Annotated in this window: 9 protein-coding genes and 1 pseudogene; 6 read left to right on the forward strand and 4 right to left on the reverse strand. The window is 66.1% G+C overall.

Features of this window, described 5'->3' with window-relative positions; all coding sequences use genetic code 11:
- Positions 1-136: 136 nt before the first annotated feature.
- Positions 137-1,348, reverse strand: coding sequence for a mandelate racemase/muconate lactonizing enzyme family protein (locus tag AB0J74_RS36780; protein ID WP_363457231.1), 1,212 nt, complete (start codon positions 1,346-1,348; stop codon positions 137-139).
- Positions 1,349-1,466: 118 nt separating this feature from the next.
- On the opposite strand from AB0J74_RS36780, the gene AB0J74_RS36785 reads away from it, so the two are divergent.
- Complete coding sequence (locus AB0J74_RS36785) at positions 1,467-2,291, forward strand: SDR family oxidoreductase (RefSeq protein ID WP_363457234.1); 825 nt, start codon at positions 1,467-1,469, stop codon at positions 2,289-2,291.
- Between the two features lie 500 nt (positions 2,292-2,791).
- On the opposite strand, the gene AB0J74_RS36790 is transcribed toward AB0J74_RS36785, so the two are convergent.
- From AB0J74_RS36790 to AB0J74_RS36800, 3 genes are read right to left on the reverse strand one after another with little or no spacing between them, the layout of a single operon-like run.
- On the reverse strand, positions 2,792-3,715 hold the full coding sequence (locus tag AB0J74_RS36790; RefSeq protein WP_363457236.1) for a carbohydrate ABC transporter permease: 924 nt from the start codon (positions 3,713-3,715) through the stop codon (positions 2,792-2,794).
- Positions 3,715-4,635, reverse strand: coding sequence for a sugar ABC transporter permease (locus AB0J74_RS36795; protein ID WP_363457239.1), 921 nt, complete (start codon positions 4,633-4,635; stop codon positions 3,715-3,717). Before AB0J74_RS36795 ends, AB0J74_RS36790 begins: the two co-directional genes overlap by 1 nt.
- 22 nt (positions 4,636-4,657) lie before the next feature.
- Positions 4,658-5,905 (reverse strand): sugar ABC transporter substrate-binding protein, encoded by a 1,248-nt coding sequence (locus AB0J74_RS36800; protein WP_363457242.1) that lies wholly within the window; start codon positions 5,903-5,905, stop codon positions 4,658-4,660.
- Positions 5,906-6,616: 711 nt separating this feature from the next.
- On the opposite strand from AB0J74_RS36800, the gene AB0J74_RS36805 reads away from it, so the two are divergent.
- The 5 genes and pseudogenes from AB0J74_RS36805 (at position 6,617) to AB0J74_RS36825 (ending at position 12,904) form a co-directional block, all read left to right on the forward strand.
- Positions 6,617-7,456, forward strand: a complete 840-nt coding sequence (locus AB0J74_RS36805; protein ID WP_363457245.1) for a TIM barrel protein — start codon at positions 6,617-6,619, stop codon at positions 7,454-7,456.
- A 15-nt stretch (positions 7,457-7,471) separates the two neighbouring features.
- Positions 7,472-8,110 (forward strand): ThuA domain-containing protein, encoded by a 639-nt coding sequence (locus tag AB0J74_RS36810; RefSeq protein ID WP_363457248.1) that lies wholly within the window; start codon positions 7,472-7,474, stop codon positions 8,108-8,110.
- A gap of 134 nt (positions 8,111-8,244) precedes the next feature.
- A pseudogene (locus AB0J74_RS36815) lies at positions 8,245-8,649 on the forward strand (aldo/keto reductase); the annotation flags it as partial.
- 164 nt (positions 8,650-8,813) lie between these two features.
- Entirely contained in the window at positions 8,814-9,101 is a 288-nt protein-coding gene (locus tag AB0J74_RS36820; protein ID WP_363457297.1) for an aldo/keto reductase, read from the forward strand.
- Positions 9,102-9,973: 872 nt separating this feature from the next.
- The gene (locus AB0J74_RS36825; protein ID WP_363457251.1) at positions 9,974-12,904 is read left to right on the forward strand and encodes a M20/M25/M40 family metallo-hydrolase; all 2,931 of its coding nucleotides are present in this window, start codon (positions 9,974-9,976) and stop codon (positions 12,902-12,904) included.
- Positions 12,905-12,929 lie beyond the last annotated feature (25 nt).

Raw genomic sequence — 12,929 nt, forward strand, 5'->3', positions numbered from 1 at the left:
TTTTCATGCGTGAACAGAGTCAGACGTGGCGTGGGCAGTTGTCAAGGGTTCGTGGCCACCGCGTTACGCAGAGGTTTCCTGTTAACCGTCTGCAGCAGACATTGCACCGTTCCCGCCGCCGACCGGCGCGCCGTGCTCAGGGCGCGCTTCGGCGGGTGTGCACGTCGGAGCGTTGCCGGACCTCCGGCCGCAGCGCCAGCCCCAGCCCGGGTCCCTCGGGCGGCCGGATCCAGCCCTGCTCGAGGGCCGGCAATTCCGTGACGAGGTCGCCGTACCACCCGTGGTAGAAGGCGCGCACCGTCTCCTGGAGGACGGCGTTGGCGAGGTTGACGCCGAGATGGGTGCCCGCGGTCAGGACCACCGGGCCGGTGCAGTCGTGCGGCGCCACCGGGACGCCGTATGCGGCGGCGAGGGTCGCGGCCCGGACGGCCTCGGAGATCCCGCCGACCCAGCCCACGTCGAACATCAGGTACGACACCGCGCCGGTCGCCAGCAACCGATGCAGGTCCCAACGGGTACCCGACGTCTCGCCGACGGTCAGTGGGATGTCGGTGCTGTCGGCGAAGCGCACGAGCGCGTCGAGACTGTCGACCCGGATCGGGTCCTCGATCCAGAACAGGTCGAAGTCGCAGACCGCCCTGGCGATGGCAGTGGCGGCCGGCGCTGACCACAGCGAGTGCATCTCCAGCATGATGTCCATCGCGTCGCCGGCCGCGGCCCTGGTCCGCTCGACGATCCGCACGCCTTCGGCCAGGTCGGCGCGGTCGATCCACAGCCCGCCCGAGCGCTGCGCGGCCTCGTCGAAAGGCCAGATCTTCATCGCGGTGACGCCGTTGTCCAGCAGGCTCGCGACCAGTTCCTCCGGCCGCTCCAGGGACGCCGCGAGGTCCTCGAACTCACCGGTCGGCCGCTCGTCGCCAAGGCCCCACCGAGCTCGGCGGACATTGCTGGACGAACTCCCGTACGAAGGACCGGCACAGGTGTTGTAGGCCCGCACGCGTTCCCGGACCCGCCCACCGAGCAGGCGGTAGACCGGCAGCCCAGCCGCCTGGCCCAGCAGGTCCCAGAGCGCCAGGTCGACCGCGGAGGCCGCCCGGACGGCGACCGACGAACCCGAGAAGCCTATGAAGTCGGCGTGCAACGCGCTCCACATCCCGGCGACGTCCCGAGCGTCGCGTCCGAGCGCGATCGGCGCGGCCGTCTCGTGCAGGTACGCCTCGACCGCCTCGACGCCGACACAGGTCTCACCGAGGCCGACCAACCCAACGTCGGTTTCTATCTGGAGGAAGAGCAGACTCGGATGTCGGTCCAGCCGGATGGTCTCGAACGCGGTGATTCGCAACGGCACTGCCCTCCGTGGCGACGTCCGAGGAGCTCGCGACCGCTGCCACGGCCCCTCTTGACGGCCATGGTCACATGGTCATAAGTCTACAGTCAACAATCTGCTCGAAGGCGGAGGCGACGCCATGGCCGTACCCCAGGCGCCCGACATCCTTGGTCTGTCCGGTTCGTCGCTGCTCGTCACCGGCGGTGGCACGGGCATCGGTCGGGCGGTCGCGCTCGCCGCCGCCCGCGCCGGCGCGGAGGTCACCATCAGCGGACGCCGTCGCGAGGTGCTGAACGAGACCGCGCGCGCCGCCGCCGAGTCCGGTCTGGTGCTGGACGTCGCGACGGCGGACGTCTGCGACTCGGCGTCCGTGGCCCGGGTCGTCACGTCGGTGCTCGACCGGCGGGGCCGCCTCGACGGCGTCGTCAACGCCGCCGGCATCGCCCGCTTCGGGCCGTCGGAGGACCTGACGGACGAGGAGTTCAGCCACGTCCTGGACGTCAACCTCGTCGGAGCCTTCCGGGTCTCCCGTGCCGCGGGCCGGGCCATGCTCGCGGCCGGACACGGAAGCATCGTGCACATCGGGTCGCTGACCAGCCTCGGCGGGTTCGCCGGGCGCACCGCGTACACGGTCTCCAAACACGGCGTCGTCGGGCTCACCCGCACGCTCGCCGCCGAGTGGGGCGCTAGCGGCGTGCGGGTCAATGCGGTCGCGCCGGGCTTCGTCCGCACCCCGATGACCGACCTCGCCATCCACCGCGGCGTGCTGGACCTGGACGCGATCGAACGGCGGACGCCGTTGGGACGGCGGGCCGAGCCCGTGGAGATGGTGGGACCGGTGCTGTTCCTGCTCTCCGACGCGGCGAGCTACGTCAACGGGGCCTGCCTGGTGGCCGACGGCGGCTGGACCGCGTCGGTCGGGCCGCCGTCCGGGTTCGCCGCCGCCCGCGGACCGGCGGCCTAGCGTTCACTCGCCGGACGGCGCCGTGAGGGTGACGCCCAGCCGGGCCGGGATGCCGAAGTTCGGCGTGCCGTCGGCGTTCCAGGTGGACTACTGCGCGCGGGTCGATCGGTTCAGGTCACAGCCGCCGCTGCGGCAATCAGTCATTCGACCGAGATCGATCGACCCTCGCCAATCACCCTGCGTGGGAGGCGAACGTGACAACGGTCGCCGACCTGCCGCCTCCGGATGGCCCCACCCGAGCCGATGCGCCTTGGCTGGTGGGCTAACAGCGGCCATACGCACTTAGAGTGCGCGCCCGCGCGGAAACCTGGGGCTGGCATCCCCCTCCGACACTTGAACTTGAAGACGCGCTGTCATTTGGACATCGCGCTTACCTTCCCGCGTTGGCTGGTGACCCGCCACAGACAGCGGTTGCAGTTTGCCCGTCTCCCGCACGGCCTATCCGTTAGCTCCGTGCTGACGGTAGCGCCGATGAGGCGAAGGAAATTCGTCGGTCAGTTTCATACCCGGATCTGACCCAGCGCGTTGCCGCCCTCGTACAGGAAGCGCTGTCCGAAGAAGTAGACCATCACCATCGGAATGGTCAGCAGCATGCCGCCGGCCATGATGAGGTTCCAGTCCGGTGTCTGACCCACGTTGCTGGTCTGCGTCATCGCGTACAACCCCAATGCCAGCGGGTATTTGTCGGGATCGTTGATGTAGATCAGCGGACCGAGGAAATTGCCCCACTGGAAGGTGAACGTGAAGATCGCAACGGTCGCGAGCGCCGGCACTGAAAGCGGCACGATGATCCGCCGCCAGATGCCGAAGTATCCCAACCCGTCGAGCCGCGCCGCCTCGTCGTACTCGGTGGGGATCTGCATGATGAACTGCCGCATCAGGAAGATGCTGTAGCCGCTGCCGAACAGCTGCGGAACGATCAGCGGCCAGAACGTGTTGATCCAGCCGAGGTACTGGAACGTCACGAACGTCGGCACGATCGTCGCCTCGTATGGGATCATCAGCGTCGCCAGAGTGACCACGAACCAGATCCGCCGGCCCGGCGCGCGCAGCCGGGCCAGCGCGTAGCCGGCGAACGACGACGCGACGACCTGGCCGATCATCGACGGGATCACGATGACGACCGAGTTGAACAAGTAGCGGCCGAGGTCGGTATCGGAGAAGATGCGCGCGTAGTTCGCGAACTCGAACGTGTCCGGGAACAGCTTCGGCGGGAACGTCGTGACGTATTTCGTGCTGGCCAGCGAGGTGCTGACCATCCAGAGCAGCGGCAGCACCATCAGAGCGGTGCCGAACAGCAGCACCGGGTACACCGGGATCCGTTGCGACAGGCGTGGGCCAAGACGCCGCCTCGACGTGCCGCCGGCGGGGCCCGGCATGTCGGGCGGCCGCGCGGCCGGCAGTGCCTTCGACGGGCTGGCCATCAGCTCACCTCGCCTTCGTAGTAGACCCAGCGTCTGGACCACCGCAAGACGACCACCGTGAGTGCCATGATCATTAAGAACAGCAAGACGGCGATCGCCGACGCGTAGCCCATCTTGTTGAACTCGAACGCGTTCTCGTAGAGGAACGGGACCATCATCAGCGCACCCGCGTTGTGGCCCTGGGTCACGACGTACACCTGGGTGAAGACCTGTAAGGCGCCGATGATCCCGTTGATCAGGTTGAACAGGATGATCGGCGACAGCATCGGCACGGTGATCGATCGGAACCGTCGCCATGCCCCCGCTCCGTCGAGCATCGTCGCTTCGTAGAGGTAGCGCGGAATTCCTTGCAACGCCGCGAGGAACAGCACGACTCCACCGCCGAGCTGCCACACACCCATGATGATCAGACCGTCCTTGACCCGGTCAGGGTCGACGAGCCACGCGGGCCCGTCGACCCCGACGACGGACAGCAGTGAATTGACGATGCCGGACGGTGCCAGCAGCCAGCTCCACAGCATCACGACCGCGACAATCGGGATCGTGCTCGGCAGGTAGAACGCGGTGCGGAACCACCGCCGCAGGACGATCGGTTGGTTGAGGAGCAGCGCGAACGCCACGCTCAACGCGAGGTTGACCGGCACCAGGATCGCCGCGTAGTAGGCGGTGTTGCGCAACGCCAGCCAGAAGTTGCTGCCCTCACCGGCGAGCAAGCTGCTGTAGTTGCGCAACCCCACCCACTGCGGTGACGAGAACAGGTCCCAGTTGGTGAAACTGAGCACCACGCTGGCCCCCAGCGGCACTACGTAGAGGGCGAGGATCCCTACGATCCAGGGGAGCATGAACAGGTAGAAGGCGATCGTTTCCCGCGTCCTGCCCGACATCGCGCGTCGCGTCGGCGACCGCCTGCTCCGTGTCATGATTCCCACCGGTCGACCGCCTTCAGCTACCGGCCAGAGCGGCCTTGATGTGTGCGGCAGCGTTGGCGGTCGCCTCGTCGACCGAGGCGCTTCCCGTGAAGAACGGGTAGAGGTCCTGTTCGACCTGCTTGCCGATCTGGCTGGCCGACGGCCCCCGCTGCGCGGAGAACACCTGGTTACTGGCCTTCGCCAGCTCAGCGTAGGAGACGCCTTCCGGCAGCGCCTTCTCCCACTCCGGGATCAGGGCCTTCGCGCTCGGCACGTCCTGCTGGTTGGCGACGATGGGCTTCTGGCCGTCGACCGAGAACATGTATTTGACGACCTCCCACGCGGCGTCCTGCTGCTTGGACCGGGAACCGACCGCGATGCCGGTGCCAAAGGCCATCATCGTGGGGTTCGCCGGATCGACGGACGGCGGAGGGGCGATGCCGAAGCTGAGGCCTTGCTTGACGAAATCGGGAATATCCCATAGGCCGGCCCAGATCATCGCGGTCTTGCCCTGCGCGAACAGCGCGTCGCGGTTCACGTTCTGGCCGAAGTCCGCGTAGTCCTGCAGCGTCGGCGAGACCTTCAGCTTCGCGGCCAAGTCATAGTAGGTCTGCAGGCCGGTGTGGAACTGTGGAGAGTCAATCGCGGGCTGGTCGAGCCCTTCGTTGAGCATGGTGCCGCCGAACGACCGGGCCACCGACTCCACCGCCTGCGGCCAGTTGTCGATGGCGACCCCGTACTGGGTGGTCTTGCCGCCCTCGACGATCGTCAGCTTCTTGGCCGCTTCGGTGAACTCGTCCCAGGTCCAGCCGGCCTTCGGCAACGGGACGTTGGCCTTCTCGAACATCGTCTTGTTGTAGTAGAAGACCAGGTTGCCGCCGCGATCCGGCAGCGCGAACTGCTTGCCCTTGAGGTTGTATCCGTTGACCCGGTTGGCATCCACGGTGTCTTCGAGAGTGAGGCCGGCAGACTGAATCCGGGGTGTGAGGTCGACGATCGCGCCCCGCTGGGCGAGCGCCGGTCCCCGTGTGCCATCGACCAGGATGATGTCGGGCGAGCTTCCGCCGGCGATCATCGTGTCGACCTGCTGGTCGTAGTTTTCGATGGGGATGTTCTTGACGGTCACCTGCACACCTGGATGCGTGGCCGTGTAGGCGTCCGCGCGCTCCTGGTAGGTCTTGGTGTCGTTGGTGCTTCCCCAGATCGACATGATGAGGTCGGCCTTGTCTGCCGAACCCTGCTGCTGAGCATCGCTTCCGCAGGCGGTGAGACCGATGCTCACCGAAGCCGCGGCAAAGACCGACACTGTACGTAGGACGGCACGTCGTTTCATTTCTAGGGTTCCTCTCCGCCAGAAAACCTAGTAGACGAAGCAGAGCGTGGCGGGAACGCAGGAGAGGCGCCCACCGGCTTCCCTCGGCGGGCGTCATCCGCCGCGATGCGAGGCACGTCGCGGATGCGTTCAAATCACGATGTACGCGAACCCGTGCCGCGTGAAGGCGATCAGACCGATCGCGAGCGTTCGGGTGGCGTGCCACGGAATCCGGAGAGTCGTAGTGACGGCAGTTCGCGCGTTAGACCAACCGGCAACAGTGGCCGAGTGTCGCGCGCCGTCGGCGGAGCCTTATCCCCCTTGCGCGGCCAGTCGGCCCAACGCAACGGTCCGGCGCTTCGGTGAAGCTCGAAGCTGAGATAAGTCCTGGTACGACCCTGTCCGGCACCTCCTGTTGACGAGCCCGAAACGATGTGACAAGGAGGTAACCACACTTGCTGACGGCCAGCAAGGGGGGTCTTCGGCTTTCGTCGACCCCCCTTGCCGGGCCCTCCGCTGTTGTGGTTATGTCAGGAAGCCGTGAGCGAGGCCGGTCTCCCGCCCGCCACGGTCGGCAGTCGCTTCCCCTGCCGTCTGTTACGCCCACGCCGATGCCGTCTGTGGGCACACGTCTGCCACCGCATCAATCGGTCCGCAGCGACCGGGAAGAGATTCGCCACCATGACTGACACGATCAAGCTCGGCCTTGTCACCGACGTGGTCCCTCTCGAAGAGATCGCCGAAGGCTGGGACTTCTACGAGATCCCCAACTCTGTGCACATCCTTCCGATGCACAGCGAGTCCGAGTGGGCCACCAACCGCGACCGCTACCGCACCCGCGGCGTGCCGACCCCAGTCGCAAGCCACTACGTCAGCGGGACGGACCCGCTGCACGGCTTTGGCTCCTTCGCCTCCGGTCCCTCGTACGACCGCGAACAGCAGCTCTTCTGGGCCGCCCGCTCGTTCCGTCGAATGAATGAGATCGGCGTCAAGGTCGCCGGTGTGTGGGGCGGATTCTTCCGTTGCCCAGACGGCTATTCCCAGACCAAGGCGTGGGACGACGCGGTCAGCTTCTGCAACATCCTCGCCGACGAGGGCGAACGCTGGGGCGTCAAGATCGCGCTGGAGCCCAACGCCGATCCCCACACTCTGTTCCCGAGCTATCGCGAGGGGTTGGCGTTCGCCAAGATGGTCAACCGCCGGTCGATAAAAATGATGGTCGACCTCAACTACTTCATCAAGCTCGACGAACCGTTCGACATCATCCGCGAGGACCCGGGCTACTGCATCCATGTGCAGATGGCCGGCGAGGGCAACGGCCACTCACAGACAAACGTCGCCCCGCGTACCGAGGCCTACCACGACCTTTTCAACGTCCTCGACGACATCGGCTACCGCAGCACCGTGTCGGTGGCCGCGCCCTGGCTGAGCTCGACCGGCGAGGACCCGATCAACTACCACTACGAGACACAGGCGACCCTGAAATACATGCATGACCTGCGCGACGCCCACTTCGGCTAAGAGGAGGCATCGCCAATGACCGACAAGCTGAAGGTCGCGCTCATCACCGAATGGCACCCATTCGACGTGGTCAACTTCCAGGAGCTCTTCCGGGCGTACGACGACATCGACGCGTACCCGCAGGCGTGGGACATCTTCGCGCAGGACGTGAGCCGCGACAGTTACGACGCGCTCGTGTTCTACAACATGAGCTTTCCTGCACCGCCGGAGGATGACCCGCGCCGACGTTACCTGGAAGGCCGGTTCGGCAACACCGGCCAGGGAATCGTGCTGTTGCACCACGCGATCCTGAGTTACGAGACCTGGCCGTTCTGGGACGCGGTGTCGGGCACGAAGGATCGGCGTTTCACCTATCACGGCGAACAGGAGCTCCGGTGCCGGGTCGCCGACAACCAGCACCCGATCACCCGAGGACTCGACGACTTCACCGTCGTGGACGAGTCCTACGCGATGGCCGAACCGGCAGAGGACAACGAGGTTCTCCTCACCACCGACCATCCGCGGAGCTTGCGTGCTATCGCCTGGACACGCACCTATCGGGACAGCCGCGTGTTCTGCTATCAGTCGGGCCACGACGACACCACCTGGCGTAACCCGTCGTTCCGAACGATGCTTCATCGCGGCATCCGCTGGACCGCGGGACGTCTGCACTAACAGGGCAGTCGAGCACCGCACGGCGTGCCCTCGCGCCGTGCGGTGCTCCACTTCGGACCATTGAGGACATCGTCATGAAGTACGTGAACATCGGCGGCTCCGAACTGCTCGGCTCAACGGTCGCGCTGGGCTGCATGCGCATCGCGCAACTCGAGAGATCCGACCTCTGTAGGCTCCTCGGCGCAGCCATCGACGCGGGCATCAACCTCTTCGACCACGCCGACATCTACGGAGGCGGCCGCTGCGAGGAGGTCTTCGGCGAGGCACTGCAGGCGCTGCCAGCGAAGCGGGAAGACCTGCTCCTGCAGACCAAGTGCGGCATCCGCGACGGCTTCTTCGACTTCTCGAAGAAGCACATCCTGGCGTCCGTCGACGGCTCACTGGCTCGCCTGCGCACAGACTATCTGGACCTGCTACTGCTGCACCGCCCTGACGCGCTGGTCGAGCCGGACGAGGTCGCGGCCGCGTTCGACGAGCTGCACGCCGCCGGCAAGGTGCGCGGCTTTGGCGTCAGTAACCAGAACCCTGCCCAGCTCGAGTTGCTGCGCAGGCATGTGCGCCAACCTCTCCTCGCCAACCAGCTCCAGTTGAGCGTCGCGCACACCGGCATGATCGACTCCGGAATCAACGTGAACATGACCACCCCCGGCGCACACGACCGGGACGGGGGATCCTCGACCACTGCCGGCTCCACGAGACCACGATCCAAGCCTGGTCGGTCCTCCAATACGGCCAGATCGAAGGCTCGCTCCTCGACTCTGGCAAGTTCCCCGAGCTCGACCGGACACTCGCCGAGACGGCCGCCGGCTTCGGCGTCGCGCCAGGGACGGTCGCGGTCGCGTGGATCCTGCGGCATCCCGCGCGGATGCAGGCGATCGTGGGCTCAACCAATCCGGACCGCGTCACGGCCTTGGCAGCCGCAGCCGAAATCGAACTAACCAGGGAGCTGTGGTACATGATCTATCGCGCGGCCGGCAACGCCCTCCCATAGCCAGTTGACGCTTTCGCCCCGGTGGCGGGGACGGGAGGCGCAGGGGTAGACGCTTCCTGTTCGGACGTTGCGAGGGCCTTATCTCGTTCCGCAGTGGCCTCGGCGATCCATGCCATGACGAACCCGGGATCGGCTCCGGCGTCCAAGGCGGCCCGATAACGCGGCGTACCCGATCGGGGCTTGTCTCGATGCGCACGCAGGCGCGTTTCGACGCGGCGGGGTGGGGTCGAACCTGTGCAGGCTTCACCGCGGGCCTCGTAGCCGCCCTGTCGTGCGCAGGTGTGACGCTGCCTGCCCTCTTGTCGCTCCCAACGGTAGGGCTTCTGTCCTGCTGAAGCAGGAGACGAGCTGATGACAGCGAAAGGACAACATGACAGTGCACATCGAGGGCCGTGCCGCGCTCGACTACCCGGCCTTGCCGGATCGGTCGACGGCGGCTACAACGCGTGGCCGCGACGTCTGGAGCGGTGTGTTGACGCTGGCGCGGCCACTCCGGGACGGCACATGTGGAGAGATGACCGGCTGAGCTGCCCGGACAGTCTCGCGCGCCACCGCTTCGGCCTTCCTGTCCAGCGTCGAGCTTTCCACAACCTGGCCGACGGCATCCCGTCCGTGACCACCCGGTGTGAGCAGAGGTAACGGCGAGATAACTCTGGGATACAGAACCGCCGATGATCATTAGCATCAGAGGCCAACCAAGCGGCCTCGTCTGGAGTTGGGTGGAGGTGTCCATTTCGTAGCGCGCTGACGTCGCCGTCCACGATGGACAGACCCAGCGTATCGATGTCGGCAGCGCTGGCAGGGATCGTTACTCGCGTACAACGAAGATGATCCGATGTTTTTGGGTCTGACCATTCAGGGAGATCGCGGAGATGCGGAAGAAGCCTCTTGCTCTGACACTTGCCATGTCATTGCTCCTGTCCATGGGTGTGCCGGCTAACGCGTCCGCGACCAGCTCCGGCAAGGAGCGCTTCCAGCCGAGTGTCACCTACGACCTGTCGGTGACCGACGCCGAGCGCGACGCGATTCACGCGGAAGTCGAGGCGTTGGCTGGACGCGTCAACAGCGCGCGGGCGGGGGACGGCAGCTACGACCCGCTCAGTCTGATCGGGGCGATGCTGGACGGGTCGAGCTATGACTCCATCTCCCGGGGCGGCACGGCCGCGACGGCGTACCCCTTCCCGGTCAGCAACACCGAAGCCAATCAGAACGAGTACGACCGCAAGGTCGCTAAGCTCGCCTGGGTGGTCAAGCTGGCCACCGACCTGGGGTTCCCGGTGGTCGTCCAACGCCAACCTGACAAGTACGTCTACGCGGAGATCGGTGACCCGGACGCCCCGGAGATGGTCATGGCGTTGAGCCACCTCGACTCGCCGACGGCCTCTGTTTCGCCGGCCCAGCTTGCGCGCTGGAGGGACGCCGACGGCAACCTCGGCACTCCTGGTGCCTACCACTCCCCCTATGTCCAGGACGGCTGGGTCTACGGCGCGGGCATGCAGGACGACAGCGGCCCGACGCTGGCGACGCTGCTCGCGGCCAAGGCGCTGCTCGAGGCGGGGTTGCCCCTCGACCGACGCATCCGCATCGTCATGGGGATCTACGAAGACGGCGGTCCCGGCACGCCTTCGACGACGAACACCGCCACCTTCCAGTCCATCCCGTACAACTCGAACCCGACCTTCTACGACAACTGGGCTTACAAGAATCTCAACCGGGAAGAGATCCCGATCGCGGCCTACACCTCGGACTCGCGGTTCCCGGTCATCGTCGGCAACTCCGGTGCGGTGACCCCGTCAGTGACGATGAGCTTGTCCGCGGACAGCGCCAAGGCTTTCCGGCTGACGGGCGCCACAGCCGGCGTCACCCTGCGCGAATGCGACCCGACCCTCAAGGACATCGCGTACGGCAGCACCACGCAGATCGCCTCGCGGGCCATCTTCACCCTCGATGTGGCGGGGGCCAGCGCCGCCCAGCGTGAGCGGTTCGTGTCGGCGATCACCGGTGCTGCGAAGACGAAGGGCTGGCTCCCGGCCGCTCCCCACACCACGCCCAAGGTGCAGACCACGATCACTGGCGACTCGCTCACGCTGGAGATCAACACCGATGTGGCGATGGAGATGCCGACCCCGCAATACGGCAAGAACGCCGTCGTGTGGGGAATGTTCCTGCTCTCCCAGGGCCTCGGCACCTTGGGGATCACGGCCGCCGACATGCAATTGAAGAAGGCCGCTGACGGCATCGCCGACCTGTTCTTCCGCGACGGTGTCGAAGGCGAGGCCTATATCGGCAAGTACATGGGCATCCCGGCGAACCTGTTGCGCAACCCGAGCAACGGCACGCCGAACCTGACCTTCGCCCTCATGGGCGGCATCAACTCGGAGACCCCGACGCCCTTCTACACCGACGCCTCGGGCAGCCTCAGCCTGCCGATGTTCGTGCGCAGCATGCACGTCAACGCGGCTGACTCCAGCCAGGCGACCGCGGCGGTCACGGCCGCGTTCCAGGCGAAGGGGTTCACCATCGGCGACCTCGGCGCGCCGATCGGCGCCGGGTTGTACGTCGACCACGACAACCCGCTCACGGCTCTTCAGTTCGGGAGCTACAAGGCCTCGATCAACGGCAATCCGAAGGAGTTCGCGGATCCGGCTTCCCTCATGGACGTGACCTATCCGCAGGGCACGACCGGTGGCACCCTGGCCAGCAGCTTCCGCAACAAGATGACCGCCTTCGGTGCCGTCATCCCGGGTAACGAGCGCTGGTGGCACACCGCCAACGAGCGGATGAAGGTCGACTCGGCAGTCCAGATGACCAAGATCATGGCCGATGGCATGGCGGAGATGGCCCGGTACTCGGGGCCCGCCGGTGCCAAGTTCATGTGGGCGAACATGCCCGGGTTGAACGCCGACCGGGCCGACCTGGACCTGCTCGACGTCACGATCGGAACCTTCAAGGACGCGACGGCCGCCGTCGACAAGCGCCAGTTGGGCGGCCAGGCCCTGCTCGCCGCCACCTCGTTCAACGTGCCCATGTGGAACGTGCGCGGAAACTCGGCCCCGACGGCAGCGGCCTTCGCGCTGGGGCACGCTCCGGGCGGGGTGTACCTGCCCCTGACCGACACCGAGTACCTGAACAGCACGTACGTGGCACCGATGCGTCTTGAGTTCAAGGTGGAGCGCCCCGGCTACATGTCGGACGCGGCCTGGGCGAAGTTCCGCGCCGGCGGCTACGGCGACTTCCAGTTCAACATTCGCGTCGGCGACCAGGTTGTGCCGCTGGCAGTTCCCGCCGGGCAGAGTGCGGACAAGTATTTCTCCTCGCGGATCTCGGCCAACAACCCCGACGCCATCTATCTGTCGGTGAACCTCGCGATCACCGATGCGCCGTACACCGGGGTTCAGCCCGTCCTCGCGGATTCCAAGACGGACCTCTACACGGTCAATCCGACGTACCTGGCCTCGAACCCGGATCCGTTTCCCGGGCGCGGTGCCATCGAACAGCGGGGCTTCTTCCAGTTCGGTGACGGGCAGAAGAACGCGGAGTTCTCCTCACCCGACGCCGTCTACGTGACAGTCGCCAACGCGGTCGTCGGTGCGAACCCGTCGGCTGTTGTGCAGAAGCTGACGGGCAACACGAACGAGTTGACCATCACGGTGAAGCAGACCCATGTGGACGGTAGCGAGACTCCTGTGACGGCCACGTTCACCATCAACAACAACGCTGCTGGCACTTACCAGGTCGGCGATTACCGGGTGTATGTCGAAACCAAGGGCAACACCCAGGTGCGGTCGATCTCCCTCGTGTGACGGCGTTAAAGATATCGACCCCTCG

Origin of the sequence: Asanoa sp. NPDC049573, assembly GCF_040676615.1 — a bacterium.
GTDB lineage: Bacteria > Actinomycetota > Actinomycetes > Mycobacteriales > Micromonosporaceae > Asanoa.

What these genes read in the sequence shown, in the direction of transcription:
- AB0J74_RS36785 (WP_363457234.1), top strand. Translation starts at nt 1,467, where the DNA reads ATGGCCGTACCCCAGGCGCCCGACATCCTTGGTCTGTCCGGTTCGTCG.
- AB0J74_RS36790 (WP_363457236.1), bottom strand. Translation starts at nt 3,715, where the DNA reads ATGGCCAGCCCGTCGAAGGCACTGCCGGCCGCGCGGCCGCCCGACATG.
- AB0J74_RS36795 (WP_363457239.1), bottom strand. Translation starts at nt 4,635, where the DNA reads ATGACACGGAGCAGGCGGTCGCCGACGCGACGCGCGATGTCGGGCAGG.
- AB0J74_RS36805 (WP_363457245.1), top strand. Translation starts at nt 6,617, where the DNA reads ATGACTGACACGATCAAGCTCGGCCTTGTCACCGACGTGGTCCCTCTC.
- AB0J74_RS36810 (WP_363457248.1), top strand. Translation starts at nt 7,472, where the DNA reads ATGACCGACAAGCTGAAGGTCGCGCTCATCACCGAATGGCACCCATTC.
- AB0J74_RS36825 (WP_363457251.1), top strand. Translation starts at nt 9,974, where the DNA reads ATGCGGAAGAAGCCTCTTGCTCTGACACTTGCCATGTCATTGCTCCTG.